This is a genomic window from Dactylosporangium sp. NPDC049140 (assembly GCF_040648435.1).
Genome location: NZ_JBEZDS010000012.1, coordinates 105,009 through 121,350 on the forward strand (window position 1 = coordinate 105,009; position 16,342 = coordinate 121,350).

Genomic DNA, 16,342 nt, shown 5'->3' on the forward strand with positions numbered 1-16,342 from the left:
CGATAAAGCCCCCGAAGCCCATTCGCCCCCCGCGGCCGCCACCGTCTTGGGCTCCGACACCGCACCGGTCCCTGCCACCGCACCGGTCCCTGCCACCGCACCGGTCCCTGCCACCGCACCGCTCCCTGCCACCGCACCGGTCCCTGCCACCGCACCGGTCCCTGCCACCGCACCGGGCTTTGCCACCCCACCGAGCCCTGCCACCCCACCGAGCCCTGCCACCCCACCGAGCCCTGCCACCCCACCGAGCCCTGCCACCCCACCGAGCCCTGCCACCCCACCGAGCTCGGCCACCACACCGAGCCCCGACGTGCCGCCGACCTCCGACGACGAAGACGTGCCGGCGCCGCGAATTCAAGCCCCGGCACCGCCTAATGGTCCACCGGTCCCGGCACCGCCCCAGCCGCGAACTCCAGCCCCAACGCCGATCCCGGCTCCGGCTCCCTCCCAAATCCCAGCCCCGGCCCCGCCGCGGAACCAGCCGTACCGTCACGCGAAGCCCTGCGCCGATCCCCGCGCCGCCGATCAAACGCCGGCGGCCCGCCCTCGATCGTGACGACGAGCGCATCCCGCAGCGCCGTGGTCGCCCCCGCCGGCGCGATCCCGAGCTCGTCGGTGAGCGCACGAACGCACCGCTCGTACCACCGCAGCACTTCGTCCTTCCGCCCGAGCCCCGCGACCGCGCGCATCACGACGCGGTACCCGCGCTCGGCGTACGGCTCAAGCTCCAGCGCCTGCCGCCCCAGCCGCAACGCCCGCCCCGGATCGCCGTCGACGGCCCGCTCGGCCAGGTCGAGCAGCGCCCCGACGAGCGCCGCCTTGACCTCGGCCCGGGCCGGCGCCGCCCAGTCCGCGTACTCGTCCTCGGTGAACGGCAGGTCCCGCGCGAGCCGCACGATCTCCTCGCGGACGTCGGCCCGGTCCGGCTCGGCCTCCGCCACCCGCGCCGCCGCACGCAGCTCCGCGAGGTCGAGCCGCGCCCGGTCGGTGGCGAACACGTAGCCGCCCGCCCGCGTCACGATGAACGACCGCGACGTCGGCACCCCCGGCTGCAGCGCCCGCCGCAGCACCGACACGTAGTGCTCCGGCGCCGCGGCATGGTTGCCCGGCAGCTCCTCGCCCCACACCGCGTCGGCGAGCGCGTCCTTGGACTGCACCCGGTCGTGCCGGGCCGCGAGCACCCCCAGCACCTGCCGCGCCCGACGGGGAAGGTCCGCCCCGATCAGCCGCCGCCCGGTCGCATCCGCGGGGTCGATGATCTCGATCGTGCCGAGCACCCGAACGTCCACGCCGCCGCATTCGGCAGCCCGGCCGAGGATCTGAGCCCTCCCGCCGGAGCACTTCAGGTTCACCACAGCCGGGCGTCAGGTCGCCCTGCTTCCCTTGGTGGATGAAGCACACCGCCACCCACGCCGCCCTGGCCATCCGCCTCACCTGGCGCATCGCCCTGGCCGCTGTCCTGGTCACCGCCCTCGCCGCGGGCCTGATCACCACCATCATCTCCGCCGCCACCTGAACCGCCTCCGTCTCGCCCGTTCAGCTACTCATCGGATCGAGGGCCTGATTCGGTTCACGGGTTCAGCAGAGCGGTAGGTCGGCGCGCGCCACGATGAGCCGCGGCGCCGTGATCCGCCACGCCTCTGTGATGAGGTCGCCGAGCTCGTCCTCGTGGGCCTTGCGCAACCGCACCTGGACCCACCCGATCCGCCCGGACGCGCGTGCCTTCTTGTACGCCCGCGGGTCATCCTCCACCAGCGCCGCCTGCTCCTCCCGCGTCGCCTTCACGAGCATGGTCAAGTCGTCCGCGCACAGGTACGCGAAAGCCTTGTCCCGCACCCGGAAACCGATGTGGTTGCCGTGCTGGCGCTGGTCGACCTCGGGCAGCATGAGAACCATCCGTAGCGCCTCGTCGACGCTCACCCCGCGTACGGTCCGCAATCCCATGACTCTGGTGTAACAGGACGGTACGACACTTTTCCTGGGATCCGATTTTCCCCATTTGGCGACTTTGTCGACCCTTGCCGGCCGGATCGGCATCGCCGCAGCTAGCGGGCCCTGCCGCGAGAAAATGTCGGTGGGGGTGGCTATGGTGTCGCTCGTCGGGACCGATCACGAGGGGACGACAGGCGATGAGCGAGGACCGGTTCAACACGCCAGCCGAGTGGCGCAGACACCTGCTGCCGCGCCGCGGCGGGCTGCCCGTGCCCTACGAGCCCGACCCGGGCGCCGCTACCATCGTCGCCCGCGAAACCGAGGCGCCGGCCCGAATCCGCCGGGCCCTCACCCACGACAAGACCCCCGGCGACATCTCGGCGGCCGGGCTCGCCCACCTCGCCGGAGAACCGGACAGCACCCCGCTCGGCGCCGCCGCCGTGGCCGTGTTCGCCGTCGGGCCGCCGAAGAAGACCGACGCCAAGACCAGCCGGGCCATCGCCGACGAATGGGTCCGCGGCCGCGGGCTCGCGTTCGCGGTCAGCGCCGCCGTCGAGCTGGTCGACCTGCGCTTCATCAGCGAGCGCGAGGACCTGCGCGGGCAGGACGCCGGGCCGGCGCCCATCACACGACACAGCCGGGACCGGCCACCGCAGCACCTCAACGCCGACGGCGTGAGCCTGCTGCTGCACCGGCTCCGGACCGCAACGGCCGCGGCGTCCGAGGAGGAGTACGCCGCGGCGGTGGCCGCGCTCGCCCGGCTCCGCGCCGGCGGGCTCGCCCCGCACCAGGCCGTCGTCGCCACCTTCCTCGCCCCGACCGAGGACGCATGGGTCAACCGGGACGTGGGCGCCTTCGCGGGGCGGCCGGGGCAGGAGTGGCTCGAGCTGATGCTCACCTCCTGCATCACCGGGCCCGACCGGCTGCGGCCGCTGTTCAGCATGGGCTACACGCGTAACCATCTCGTGGGATCGCCGGAGTATCTCCACACCCTCGCGGAAGGCCTCGGCGCGCACGGGCTGCCGGTCTACCAGGAGCTGCTGTCGTCCAACGCGGCCTGGGGCGATGGAGTGCGCCTGCTGCTGACATTGATTGCGGCGGTACCGTCGGACGAGGCTTTTCTCGCGCTGCTCGAACGGTCCGATTCGAAGGCCGGATCCCTCGCTCTGGGCGAGGCCGCCGACCGCTTTCCGCGCCGGGCCGTCCGCCTGCTCGCCACGGCGTCCGGGTCCGGTTCCCGCGGCGTCGTGCTCGGCGAGCTGCTGCGCACGCAGGTCGTGCGGCACCGGGCCGAGGCCGACGAGGTCGCCGCGACGCTGCCCGAGGCCGCGGCCCGCCGGATCACCGCGATCACCGCGCGGCTGGACGCGGTGCGGGAGGCCCCGGCGGAGGCGGTGCCGCCGCTGCTGGCCGCGCCGCCGTGGACCGCCGGCGGCAAGCCCCGCAAGCCGATCGTGGTCGCGGGCCTGCGGTGCACCGACCCGGTGCGGCTGGAGTGGGCCGAGGGCGAGCAGGAGGTGTGGCTGAGGGCCGGCCAGGGGTACCGGTCGCACGGCCGGCGCGACTTCGAGCGGCTCGCGGAGGAGATCCGCGCCGGACGGGCCCGGCCCTACGACGAGGTCGGGTTCTTCCAGGCGGCGCCGGAGGCACTGGCGGTACCACTGCTGGAGCATTGGCAGCCAAGGGACTTCTGGAACGCCGAGCACTGGCTGCGGGGCCTTGTCGCGCGCTACGGGCTCGCGGTGTTCCCGGTGGCGCTGGCCGGAGCCTCGTCCGCGACGGCCGTCGCCCCCGTCCTGCAGCCGTTCACGGGGCCGCCGGTCGGGCCGCTGATGGCCGAGTGGTTCGGGCGGCTCAAGTCGGTGCGGCCCACGGCGGCGGCCTGGCTGCGGCGGCATCCGGCGGCCGTGGCCCGGGAGCTGGTTCCGGCGGCGCTGGGCAAGGCGGGCGCGGCCCGGCGATATGCGGAACGAGCGCTGTACTTCCTCGCGGGCGAGGGCCACGCCGACACGATCCGGGCCGCGGCCGAGGGGTACGGGCCCGCGGCCGCCGACGGGATCGCCGCGCTGCTGGACACCGACCCGGTCCAGCTGCTGCCGGCCAAGCTGCCCGTGGTGCCCGACTGGGCCGATGCCGCGCTGCTGGCCCCGATCGAGCTGGCCGACGGTTCGGGGAGCCTGCCCGCCGCGGCGGCCGGTTCGGTGCTGACGATCCTGGCGATGTCGCGGATCGGCGAGCCGTACGCGGGACTGGCGGTCGTCACCCAGACGTGCACGGCCGGGTCGCTGGCCGAGTTCGCCTGGTCGCTGTTCCAGCGCTGGCAGCTCGCCGGGTTCCCGTCGAAGGAGTCGTGGGCGCTCGACGCGCTCGGGTTCCTCGGCGACGACGAGACCGTGCGGCGGCTGGCGCCCCTGATCCGCGCCTGGCCCGGCGAGGGCGGCCACCAGCGGGCGGTCGCCGCGCTCGACGTGCTCGCCGAGATCGGCACCGACGTGGCGCTCATGCACCTGCACGGCATCGCGGAGAAGGTGAAGTTCCGCGGGCTGAAGGAGCGGGCGCAGGAGAAGATCGCCGAGGTGGCCGACGCCCTCGGCCTCTCGCCCGAGCAGCTCGCCGACCGGCTGGTGCCCGACTTCGGCCTCGAGCCCGACGGCACCCTCATGCTCGACTACGGGCCGCGGCGGTTCGTGGTGGGCTTCGACGAGCAGCTCAAGCCGTACGTCGCGGAGGAGGACGGCAAGCGCCGCAAGGATCTGCCCAAGCCCGGCGCGAAGGACGACCCGCAGCTCGCCCCGGCGGCCGCGGCCCGGTTCGCCGCGCTCAAGAAGGACGTGCGGACCGTCGCCGCCGACCAGATCCGCCGCCTCGAACGGGCCATGGTGTGGCGGCGGCGCTGGACGCCGGAGGAGTTCCGGCGGTTCATCGTCGAGCACCCGCTGGTGTGGCACGTGGCGCGGCGCCTGGTGTGGGCCGCTTACGCCGCCCCGGCCACTGCCGCCGCCTCAGCCCCGCCGGGCGTCCCGGCCGCTGGCGTCGCGCAGGGCGTCCCGGCCGCTGGCGTCGCGCCGGGCGTCCCGGCCGCTGGCGTCGTCTCAGCCGCGCGGGCCGCCGGCGCTGCCCCGGCCACGCCGGGCGTAGCGGACGCTGGTGCCACGCCCTCGACGTCGGGCTCGGCCAAGGGCGGCGACGCAGTGGTGGCGGTCGGCGGGGCAATGCTTGTCAGTCTTCGCGTTGCCGAGGACCGCACGCTGGCCGGCGTCGACGACGAGCCCGCCGCGATTCCCGACGGGGCCGTGATCGGGCTCGCGCACCCGCTGGAGCTCGGTGACGACCTCGCCGGATGGGCCGGGGTGTTCGCCGACTACGAGATCCTGCAGCCCTTCGAGCAGCTCGCCCGCGATGTCCAGACGCTGACGGAGGCGGAGCGGCCGGCGACGGAGCTGCACCGGTGCGCCGGGGTGAAGGTCCCCACCACCAAGGTGCTCGGGCTGGAGCGGCGCGGGTGGCGGCGGGCGGCGCCGCAGGACGCGGGAATACAGCCGGCCATGGAGCGCGACCTGCCCGGCGGGGCGACGCTGATGCTCGACCTCGACCCCGGGATCGTCGTCGGCCTCGTGACCGAGTTCGAGAACCAGACGCTCGGGACCGCGTTCATCCTGCCCGCGGGCAGCTCCAGCTGGGACCGGCGGCGCGGCCTGCCGTTCGCCACGCTCGACCCGGTGACGGCGTCGGAGATCCTGCGGGACCTGCGCGAGGTGACCCAGTGAGCGCCGCGGGCGGCCCGCCGGGGCCGGAAGTCGTTGCGGTGGACGGGCTTGACGCGGAGTTGGAGTCGGTGCAGCGGCCGCCGGCCGAGGTGCGGTTCGCCGATGAGCTGCGGCTCCTCGCCGAGACCGATCGAGGGCCGCGGCCGCCGGGGTGGGTGCTCAGCCTCACCGCGGCGCGGCGGTTCGTCGTCGGGGACGCGGCCGCGGGGATCAGCCGGAAGTTCGTCGGCGACCCGTCGCTCATCGACCGGGCGCTGGTGTCGCTGGCCACGAGCCGGGGCCTGATGCTCGTCGGGGAGCCGGGAACCGCCAAGTCGCTGCTGTCCGAGCTGCTCGCGGCGGCCGTGAGCGGGGTTTCGACGCTGACGATCCAGGGTGGGGCGGCGACGACCGAGGACCAGATCAAGTACTCCTGGAACTATGCGCTGCTCGTCGCCGAGGGACCGTCGACCCGTTCGCTGGTGCGGGCGCCGCTGCTGCGCGGCATGGCGGAGGGGCGGACGGTGCGGTTCGAGGAGATCACGCGCTGTCCGCTGGAGGTACAGGACAGTCTGCTGTCGCCGCTGTCCGACCGGGTGCTGGCCGTCCCGGAGCTGACGGGGCCGGACGCGATGGTGTTCGCGCGCGACGGGTTCAACGTGATCGCCACGGCCAACACCCGCGACCGCGGCGTCAACGAGATGAGCGCCGCGCTGAAACGGCGGTTCAACTTCGAGACCGTGTTCCCGATCGCGGACCTGCAGACCGAGCTCGCCCTTGTCGAGGCCGAGGCCGGGGCGCTGCTGCGCCGCTCGGGGGTGACGGCGCCGCCGCGGCAGGACGTGCTCGAGGTACTGGTGACGACGTTCCGTGAGCTGCGGACCGGGCGCACGGCGCGCGGCGACTCGATGGACCGGCTCACGGCGGTGATGAGCACGGCCGAGGCGGTGGCCGTCGCTCATGCGGTCGGGCTGCGCGGGTGGTTCCTGCGCGGCGAGCCGGGCACCGCGGCTGACCTCGTGGCCTGCATCGCCGGGACCGCGGCCAAGGACAGCCCGGAGGATCTGGCGAAGCTGCGGCGGTACCTGGAGCAGCAGGTCACCTGGCGCGGCGGCGAACAGTGGCGGGCCCTGCACGCCGCACGGCACCAGCTGCCGGGCTGAGGTGCGCGATGCCGGCAACGTTCATCGGGGTGCGGCACCACAGCCCCGCCTGTGCCCGACTGGTCGGCGAGACGATCGCCGCCCTTCGGCCCGCGTACGTGCTCGTCGAGGGGCCGGCGGACATGAACGACCGCATCGGCGAGCTGCTGCTCGGGCATGACCTGCCCATCGCGGTGTTCAGCAGCTACCGCGACGAGCATCGGCACGCCGGGTCGTGGGCGCCGTTCTGCGAGTACTCGCCGGAGTGGGTCGCGCTGCGGGAGGGTCACGCCGCCGGGGCCGAGGTGCGCTTCATCGACCTGCCTGCCTGGCACGAGGCACTGGCCGGGCGCGAGAACCGGTACTCCGATGCCGACGAGCGCTACGCCGAGGCGATCGCCCGGCTGTGCGGGACGTTCTCGGTCGACAACGTGGACTCGCTGTGGGACCACCTCTTCGAGATCGAGCCCACGGGGGACGGGAGCGGGATCGAGGCTCGGCTGACGGCGTACTTCGATCTGCTGCGCGGGGAGTCGGAGGCGAGCGAGGGGGATCGGGCGCGCGAGGAGTACATGGCGCGGTGGGTGCGGGCGGCGGTGCGCGAGGCCGGGGAACGGCCCGTGGTCGTGGTCACGGGCGGGTTTCACCGGCCGGCGCTGGTTCGGCTCGCGGGTGAGGGCCCCGAGGGGGACGGCGACGGGTTGCCGCCTGCAGGGGCCGAGCGCGACGGTAGCGACGCGTGGCCGGTCGCGCCGGTGTTGCCGGAAGGGGCCGTCGGCGGGAGTTACTTGGTGCCGTATTCGTTTCGGCGGCTCGACGCTTTCGACGGGTACCAGTCGGGGATGCCGTCGCCGGAGTACTACCAGCGGTTGTGGGACTCGGGGCCGGAGCGGGCCGCGGAGGGGCTGGTCGAGGCGGTCGTCGGGCGGTTGCGGGAGCGGCGGCAGCGGGCCTCGACCGCGGATCTCATCGCGGCGCGGGCGTCCGCGGCCGGGCTCGCGGCGGTACGCGGGCACCGGCACCCCGGGCGGACCGACATTCTCGACGGGCTCGCCGCCGCGCTCGTGCAGGACGCGCTCGACGAGCCACTGCCGTGGGCGACGCGGGGGAGGCTGCGGCCCGGTACGCATCCGGTCGTCGTCGAGATGGTCGCGGCGCTCAGCGGGGAACGGGTCGGGCGGCTGCACAAGGCGACGCCGTTGCCGCCGCTCGTGCACGACGTGGCGGCCGAGATCGAGCGGGAGGGGCTGGCCGCGGGCGGGGCGGTCGCCCTGAGCCTGACGAACCCCGACGGGCTGCGGCGCAGCCGGATGCTGCATCGGCTGCGGGTGCTGGCGATCCCGGGGTTTGCGCGGCGGCACGGGCCGGCGACGGGGATCGACCCGGTGCTCGACGAGCAGTGGACGGTCAGCGAGCACGAGCATCGGCTGCCGGCGTTGATCGAGGCGGGGGCGTACGGGGCGACGCTCGAGGCGGCCGCGGCCGCGATGATCGCCGAGCGCATCGCGGGGGCGGGCGGTCGCGTGGGGGTGCTCGCCGAGGCGTTGTTCGACGCGGCGCTGTGCGGCACGACCCGGCTGTCGGAGCAGGTGTTGCGCGATCTCGGGCGCGGGATCGCCGCGGCGCAGGATCTGGGGGAGGTGGGGCGGCTGCTCGGGGTACTGCTGGCGCTGTGGCGGCATGATCGGCTGCTCGGCACCGCCGGGTCCGCGGCGCTCGGGGTGGTCATCGCCGCGGCGCACGACCGGGTGCTCTGGCTGGCCGAAGGGGCGCGGGGGGCCTCTGCGCCCGCCGACCCGGGGCGGATCGGGGCGGTCGTCGCGCTGCGGGACGCGGCGCGGCACGCCGGGGCCGAGCTCGGGCTCGATCGGGACGCGGCGCTGGCGACGATGGGGCGGGTCGCGGCCGGGCGGGACGGGCCGCCCGACCTGCGCGGAGGGGCGTTCGGGTTCGGCTGGGCGCTCGGGGCGCAGGGCGATCCGCTGCGGGCGGTCCGGGGCGCGGGCGGGCCGGTCGCGCTCGGGGACTGGCTGGCGGGGCTGTTCGCGGTGGCGCGGGAGGAGGTGCTGCACGCGCAGGGGGTGCTGGACCTGCTCGACGAGCTCGTGTGCGGGTTCGGGGCCGAGGACTTCCTGATCGCGTTGCCGGCGTTGCGGCAGGCGTTCGCGTACTTCCCGCCGCGGGAGCGGGAGACGATCGCCGAACATGTGCTGGCCCGGCGCGGGGTCGCGGGGTCGGGGCGGGCCCTGCTGCGGGCGCCCGCGGTCGATGCGGGCGTACTGGCGCGGGCGGCCGCGCTGGAGGAGCGGGTGGATGCCGCGTTGGCGCGTCAGGGGCTGGTGTCATGAGTACGGACTCGGACGGCGGTGTCGACCCGGGGCTGCAGCGGTGGCGGCTCGTGCTCGGGGAAGCCGCCGACGGGGCGCTCGGCGGTGCGGTGCTCAATGCCGGCGGGGTCGGGCAGGACGCGGCGCTGGACTGGCTGTACGGGCGGGATGAGGAGCTGCAGCGGCGCGGGGTCAGGCGGACCGGGCGGCACGGCGGGGACGGGCCGTCGATCATCACGACCGTCGACTGGCTCGATCAGATCACGAAGCTGTTCCCGAAGGAGACCATCGAGCGGCTCGAGCGGGATGCGGTGGAGCGGTACCAGATCCATGACGTGGTGACGGACCCCGCGGTGCTGGCGCGGATCGAGCCGAACGAGACGCTGCTGCGGGCCGTGCTGCGCACCAGACATCTCATGAACCCCGAGGTCCTGCACCAGGCGCGGCGGATCGTCGAGGCGGTCGTCAAACAGCTCATGGACCGGCTCGCGACCGAGGTGCGGCGGGCGTTCACGGGGGCGCGGTCGCGCACCCCGAGCCGGTTCCGGCTGGCGCGCGACTTCGACGTGCGGCGGACACTGCGGGCCAACCTGGGGCACTATCGGGCGCAGGACCGCAAGGTGTACGTCGAGCAGGCCTACTTCTTCTCGCGTACCCGCCGCCACGTCGAGCGGTGGCAGCTGATCCTGCTGGTCGACCAGTCGGGTTCGATGGCCGGCTCCGTGATCCACGCGGCCGTCACCGCGGCGTGCCTCTGGGGGCTGCCCGGCGTGAAGACGCACCTGGTCACGTTCGACACCGACGTCGCCGACCTGACCGGCGAGATCGACGATCCCGTCGAGATCCTGATGAAGGTGCAGCTCGGCGGCGGTACCGACATCGGGCGCGCGGTCGCGTACGCCACGGGGCTGGTCGAGCAGCCCCGCCGCACGATCGTCGCGCTCATCAGCGACTTCTACGAGGGCGGCGACCCGGGGCGGCTGGTGCGCGGCGTGCGGGCGCTCGTCGAGCAGGGCACCAAGGTGTTGTGCCTGGCCGCGCTGGATGAGCAGGCCGAGCCCGCGTACGACCCGGAGATGGGCCGGCACCTCGCCGACGTCGGGGCCGCGGTGGGCGCGATGACCCCGGGCGAGCTGGCGGCCTTCGTGGCGGAGCACGTGGGCCGATGAGCGCAAGACGAGTTGGGGACCGGCTCCCGCTGATGCGTCGCTCGGCGCCGGCCGGGAACGGGTTCGGGCCGGTGCGCTGCGGGACGACGGTGGGGCGATGAGAAACGACGTGCTCGCGCTGACGGCCGATGCGCTCGCGGCGCTCACCAACCGGGGGCTCGTCAAGCGCGCCGCCAAGGAGGTCGACGCGGCGCCGCCGGCCGTGGTCGAGGAGCCGGACGGAACGCTCCGCGGGACCTGTGCCGACGGGGCCGCGCCAGTGCTGCCGAGCGGGGGGCTGGAGCGGGCGAGCTGCACGTGCGGGGCGGCCGGCGTGTGCCGGCATGTGCTCGGCTTGATCCTCGCGTACCAGGTGGGCGCGGCGGCCGAGGAGACACCGGGCCGGGTCGTGGACTGGTCGCCGGGGCGGTTCGGCGACGAGCGGCTCGCCGAGCGCATCGGGCCGCGGATGCTGGCGGCGGCGCGGAGGGCTCGGCGGGCCGGGTACCACGCGCGGGTGTACCGGCCCAGCGCCGCCGATCCCGCCGCGCGCGTCGACCTCGGGTCGGCCACCGTGCGGTTCCTGGTGCCGGACGATCTCGGGTTCGTCCACACCGATGCGGTTGCCGGGGCCCGGGACGACGTGATCGCGCTTGCGGTGTGGGCGTTCCGGGTCGCCGATGAGGAGGCGCCGGGCGTACCCGATGTCCAGGTCGACGTCGGCGAGCCGCAGGAGCCCGGAGGCGAAGGAGCGCAGCCCGACGAGCGGGTGGCGGGCGGCGGCGGGGCGCGGCCGGGTCAGCGGGAGGCGGGCGGCGGCGGGGCGCAGGCGGGTCAGCGGGAGGCGGGCGGCGGCGGGGCGTTGCCGGGGGAGCAGGAGGCCGGGGTTTTGCTCGCCGACGAGGTGTTGCTCGGCGGGGCGATTCACCTCGGTGCCGGGTTCGCGGGGCGCGTAGCCGAGGTGCGGCGGCGGCTCGAGCGGGCCGGGCTGCGGTGGCCGTTGAATGCGGTCGGGGAGTTGGCGGAGCAGCTGGAGGCGTACCGGGAGCGGGGGAGCGGTTACACGCCCGAGCGGGTTGCCGAGCTCGTCGGGGAGCTGCACGCTCGGGCCCGGGCGGCGCGCGGCGGGCAGGGGCGGGCTCGGGTGCTCGGGACCGAGGAGGCGGCCGAGACGCCGCTGCGGCGGGTTCGGCTCGATGGGCTCGGGTGCCGGGTCGTGGCGGCCGGGAGTGCGGTGGGCGGGGACGAGCGGCGGGTTGTCGAGGTGTACCTGGCCCACGCCGACAGTGCCACCGTGCTCGTGCTGCGCCGGGCCTGGGACGGGGACGACAGCGGTGCGGTGCTCGGGCGGCGGCGGCTCGCGGGGTCGAGCGTCGGCGGGCTCGCGGCGGGGACCCTCGTGACGGAGTCGGCGGTGCGTAGTGCGAGCCGGGCGGTACGGCTGGCTACGAGCCGCGTCGCCAAGGCCACCGTTACGGTGTCGCGCGGGGCTTGGGGCGGGCTGCCCGAGGCGCTGCTCGTGCGGGATCTGGCCGCGCTCGCCGCGGAGCTCGATCGGCTGCCGCCGCGGGTCGTCCGGCCGCGGATCGAGGCCGAGCTCGTTCGGGTGCTGGAGGTCGCGGAGGTGCGGGCCGTGGCGTACGCGCCGGGGGCTCAGCGGCTCGAGGCCGTGCTCGCCGATCGGCACGGCAACCTGGCCACCCTGACCGCGACGCACACGGCCGCCGCCCCCGGTCGCCTGGACGCCATCGCCGCGAGCCTCGACGCGTTCGCCGGCACCGCACAGTTCGCCAAGGACGCGCATCCACAAGACGCGAGCGCCGAAGACGCGATCGCGAGCGCCAAAGACGCGAGCGCCAAAGACGCGAGCGCCAAAGACGCGAACGCCAAAGACGCGAACGCCAAAGACGCGAACGCGAGCGCCAAGGACGCGGTCGTGTACATCAGCGGGGTGGTCAGGCGCGCCCAAGGCGGCATCGAGATCGACCCCCTCGCGATCGCCGACGGTGTGCGCGTCGTCGTTCCCGATCTGGCCGAGGCCGATCGCCGGGACATCGGGCCGGCGTGGGAGGGGCGCAAGGACCCCGTCCAGGCCGCCCTCGACCACGCGATAGCCACCCTGGCCGAGATGCCCCACCGGGGTATGCGCCACCTCCCGCCCGGCTTCGGTGACCGTCTGCGCAAGGCCGGTGACGGGTTGAACCAGACGGGACTGTACAAGGCGGCCGCGGCCGTCGAGCGGCTCCGGGCGGCGCTCGGGCCCGACCCCGGCGCGGCGGCGGCCGAGGCTTGGGTCGACGCCCATCTGCGACTGACGGTAACGGCGGAACTGCAGTAGCGCAGTGCCCTTCGACACGTCCGAGGGGCATCCCCGCACAGCGGTCCGGATAGGGGTAGGGTCCAGGGCCGGACCTGTCAGACCGAGCCCTGGGGGGTTGAGCATGGCCGACTCGTTCGTGCATCTCCACGTGCACACCGAGTACTCCATGCTCGACGGCGCCGCGCGGCTCAAGGAGATGTTCGCCGAGGCCAACCGGCTCGGCATGCCCGCCGTCGCGATCACCGACCACGGGAACATGCACGGTGCGTACGACTTCTACAAGCAGGCCAAGGGGGCCGGGGTCACGCCGATCCTCGGCGTCGAGGCGTACGTCGCGCCCGAGTCCCGCCTGACCAAGCAGCGCATCCGCTGGGGGCGGCCGGACCAGAAGGACGACGACGTCTCCGGCTCGGGCGGCTACACCCACAAGACCATCTGGGCGCGCAACAAGACCGGCCTGCACAACCTGTTCCGGCTCAACTCGCGCGCGTCGATCGAGGGCCACTTCGTGAAGTGGCCGCGGATGGACGCCGAGATCATCGCCGAGCACGCCGAGGGCCTGATGGCCACGACCGGCTGCCCGTCCGGCGAGGTCCAGACGCGGCTGCGGCTCGACCAGTTCGACGAGGCCCTGCAGGCTGCCGCGAAGTATCAGGAGATCTTCGGCAAGGAGCACTACTTCCTCGAGGTCATGGACCACGGCCTCGACATCGAGAAGCGGGTCCGCGAGGGCCTGACCGAGATCTCCAAGCGGCTCAACATCCCGCCCGTGGTCACCAACGACTCGCACTACACGCACCAGGCCCAGGCCGAGGCCCACGACGTGCTGCTGTGCGTGCAGACCGCGGCGAACATCAACGACCCGAAGCGGTTCCGGTTCGGCGGTTCGGGCTACTACCTCAAGTCCGCCGACGAGATGCGGGCCGTCGACTCGTCCGAGCTGTGGCAGAACGGCTGCCGGAACACGCTGCTGGTGGCCGAGAAGGTCGACACCGACGGCATGTTCGAGTTCCGCAACCTGATGCCGCGATTCCCGGTGCCGGAGGGCGAGACCGAGGAGTCCTGGTTCCTCGCCGAGGTCGCCCGCGGCCTGGCGCGGCGCTTCCCCGGGGGCGTCGACGAGGTGCACCAGCGGCAGGCCGACTACGAGGCCGACATCATCATCAAGATGGGCTTCCCGGCGTACTTCCTCGTCGTCTCGGACTTCATCCTCTGGGCCAAGAACGAGGGCATCGCCGTCGGGCCCGGGCGTGGCTCGGCGGCCGGGAGCCTGGTCGCGTACGCGATGGGGATCACCGACCTCGACCCGCTCCCGCACGGGCTGATCTTCGAGCGGTTCCTCAACCCCGACCGCGTCTCGATGCCCGACATCGATATCGACTTCGACGAGCGCCGGCGCGGCGACGTCATCCGCTACGTGACCGAGCGCTGGGGCGACGACCGGGTCGCGCAGATCGCCACCTTCGGCACCATCAAGGCCAAGGCCGCGATCAAGGACTCGGCGCGCGTGCTGGGCTACCCGTTCGCGGTCGGCGACAAGATCACCAAGGCCATGCCGCCCGCGGTGATGGGCAAGGACATCCCGCTCTCGGGCATCTTCGACCCCAACCACCCGCGGTACTCCGAGGCGGTCGAGTTCCGCGCGCTGTACGACAGCGACCCCGACGTCAAGAAGGTCGTCGAGACCGCGAAGGGTCTCGAGGGCCTGATCCGGCAGACGGGCGTCCACGCGGCCGGCGTGATCATGTCCGCCGAGCCGCTCATCGACCACGTGCCGCTCATGCGGCGCGACGCCGACGGGGCGATCATCACGCAGTTCGACTACCCGACCTGCGAGACGCTCGGCCTGCTGAAGATGGACTTCCTGGGCCTGCGCAACCTGACGATCATCGACGACGCGGTGAAGAACATCAAAAGCCGCGGGATCGACCTCGACCTGCTCGCGCTCGAGCTGGACGACAAGCCCGCCTACGAGCTGCTGGCCCGCGGCGACACCCTCGGCGTGTTCCAGCTCGACGGCGGCCCGATGCGCTCGCTGCTGCGGCTGATGAAGCCCGACAACTTCGAGGACATCTCGGCCGTGCTGGCCCTGTACCGGCCCGGCCCGATGGGCGCCAACTCGCACACGAACTACGCGCTGCGCAAGAACGGCCAGCAGGACATCATCCCGATCCACCCGGAGCTGGAGGAGCCGCTCAAGGAGATCCTCGGCCCGACGTACGGCCTGATCGTGTACCAGGAGCAGGTGCAGCGCGCCGCGCAGAAGCTGGCCGGCTACACGCTGGGCCAGGCCGACCTGCTGCGCCGGGCCATGGGCAAGAAGAAGAAAGAGGTCCTGGAGAAGGAGTTCGTGCCGTTCCGCGACGGCATGCGCGGCAACGGCTACAGCGACGACGCGATCCAGAAGCTCTGGGACGTGCTCGTGCCCTTCGCCGACTACGCCTTCAACAAGGCCCACACCGCCGGCTACGGGCTGGTCTCGTACTGGACCGCCTACCTCAAGGCCAACTACCCGGCCGAGTACATGGCCGCCCTGCTCACCAGCGTCGGCGACGACAAGGACAAGATGGCCATGTACCTGGCCGAGTGCCGGCGCATGGGCATCGAGGTCCTCCCGCCCGACGTCAACGAGTCCACCGGCCCCTTCACCCCGGTCGGCAAGGACATCCGCTTCGGCCTGGCCGCGGTGCGCAACGTCGGCCACAACGTCGTCGACGCGATCGCGCGCTGCCGGCAGACCGCGAACGGGCCGTACAAGGACTTCGACGACTTCCTGTCGAAGGTCGACGCGGTCGTGTGCAACAAGAAGACGATCGAGTCGCTGATCAAGGCGGGCGCGTTCGACTCGATGAAGCACCCGCGCCGCGGCCTGCTGGCCATCCACGCCGACGCGATCGACAACTACGCCGACCTCAAGAAGAACGAGGCCATCGGGCAGTTCGACCTGTTCGGCGACGCGTTCGGCACGGAGGACTCGTCCTCCGGCGGCACGGCGATGTCGGTGCAGATCCCCCAGATCGAGTGGGACAAGCGCGAGCTGCTCACGTTCGAGCGGGAGATGCTCGGCCTGTACGTCTCCGACCACCCGCTGTTCGGCCTGGAGTCGGTGCTGTCCAAGGCGGCCGACACCGAGATCAGCCGCCTCTCGGAGGAGGGCGCGATCGCCGACGGCACCGTCGTCACCCTGGCCGGCATGCTCACCGGCGTGCAGCGGCGCATCACCAAGCAGGGCAAGCCGTGGGCCTCGGCGACGCTGGAGGACCTCGGCGGCGCGGTCGAGGCGCTGTTCTTCCCCAACACCTACGAGCTCGTCGGGCAGTACATCGCCGAGGACGCGATCGTGGTCGTGAAGGGCCGCGTCGACCGGCGCGACGAGACGCCCCGGCTGATGGCGATGGACCTGTCGATGCCGGACATCAGCGCCGCCGACGAGAACCGGCCGGTCGTGCTGTCGCTGCCCGCCACCCGGTGCACCCCGCCGCTCGTCGACCGGCTCAAGGAGATCCTGGTCAACCACCCGGGCAAGGCCGAGGTGCACGTGAAGCTCAGCCACGGCTCGCGGGTGACGCTGCTGCGCCTGGGGCCGTACCACGTCAACCCGACCACGGCGCTCAAGGGCGACCTCAAGGCACTGCTCGGGCCCAACAGCTTCAGCTGAGGTCGCCGCGGGGTAACCTCGGCGGGTGCACAGGCACGTGCGGTCCTTATGGCTCTCCGAGCGGGCGCG

Annotated in this window: 9 protein-coding genes; 7 read left to right on the forward strand and 2 right to left on the reverse strand. The window is 73.4% G+C overall.

Features of this window, described 5'->3' with window-relative positions; genetic code table 11:
• Window positions 1-371: 371 nt before the first annotated feature.
• The gene (locus AB0B76_RS21455) at window positions 372-1,289 is read right to left on the reverse strand and encodes a BTAD domain-containing putative transcriptional regulator (RefSeq protein WP_360377717.1); all 918 of its coding nucleotides are present in this window, start codon (window positions 1,287-1,289) and stop codon (window positions 372-374) included.
• A gap of 101 nt (window positions 1,290-1,390) precedes the next feature.
• Between AB0B76_RS21455 and AB0B76_RS21460 the strand changes: the two genes are divergently transcribed.
• Window positions 1,391-1,516 carry a hypothetical protein gene (locus AB0B76_RS21460; protein ID WP_360377720.1) on the forward strand — a complete coding sequence of 42 codons (126 nt, stop codon included), beginning with the start codon at window positions 1,391-1,393 and terminating at the stop codon, window positions 1,514-1,516.
• Window positions 1,517-1,578: 62 nt separating this feature from the next.
• On the opposite strand, the gene AB0B76_RS21465 is transcribed toward AB0B76_RS21460, so the two are convergent.
• The gene (locus tag AB0B76_RS21465) at window positions 1,579-1,944 is read right to left on the reverse strand and encodes an MmcQ/YjbR family DNA-binding protein (RefSeq protein WP_360377722.1); all 366 of its coding nucleotides are present in this window, start codon (window positions 1,942-1,944) and stop codon (window positions 1,579-1,581) included.
• Between the two features lie 185 nt (window positions 1,945-2,129).
• Here AB0B76_RS21465 and AB0B76_RS21470 point away from each other — a divergent pair, with 185 nt between their 5' ends.
• The 6 genes from AB0B76_RS21470 to dnaE all read left to right on the forward strand — a co-directional run bounded on the left by AB0B76_RS21470 (window position 2,130) and on the right by dnaE (window position 16,273).
• Window positions 2,130-5,699 carry a DUF4132 domain-containing protein gene (locus tag AB0B76_RS21470; RefSeq protein WP_360377724.1) on the forward strand — a complete coding sequence of 1,190 codons (3,570 nt, stop codon included), beginning with the start codon at window positions 2,130-2,132 and terminating at the stop codon, window positions 5,697-5,699.
• A 68-nt stretch (window positions 5,700-5,767) separates the two neighbouring features.
• A complete protein-coding gene (locus tag AB0B76_RS21475; protein ID WP_360378028.1) occupies window positions 5,768-6,841 on the forward strand; it encodes an AAA family ATPase in 1,074 nt (357 codons plus the stop codon).
• 8 nt (window positions 6,842-6,849) lie between these two features.
• Complete coding sequence (locus AB0B76_RS21480; protein ID WP_360377727.1) at window positions 6,850-9,168, forward strand: DUF5682 family protein; 2,319 nt, start codon at window positions 6,850-6,852, stop codon at window positions 9,166-9,168.
• Entirely contained in the window at window positions 9,165-10,316 is a 1,152-nt protein-coding gene (locus AB0B76_RS21485; protein ID WP_360377730.1) for a VWA domain-containing protein, read from the forward strand. The genes AB0B76_RS21480 and AB0B76_RS21485 overlap by 4 nt, the downstream gene beginning before the upstream one ends.
• A gap of 97 nt (window positions 10,317-10,413) precedes the next feature.
• Complete coding sequence (locus AB0B76_RS21490; RefSeq protein ID WP_360377733.1) at window positions 10,414-12,633, forward strand: SWIM zinc finger family protein; 2,220 nt, start codon at window positions 10,414-10,416, stop codon at window positions 12,631-12,633.
• Between the two features lie 103 nt (window positions 12,634-12,736).
• Entirely contained in the window at window positions 12,737-16,273 is a 3,537-nt protein-coding gene (gene dnaE / locus AB0B76_RS21495) for a DNA polymerase III subunit alpha (RefSeq protein ID WP_360377735.1), read from the forward strand.
• Window positions 16,274-16,342 lie beyond the last annotated feature (69 nt).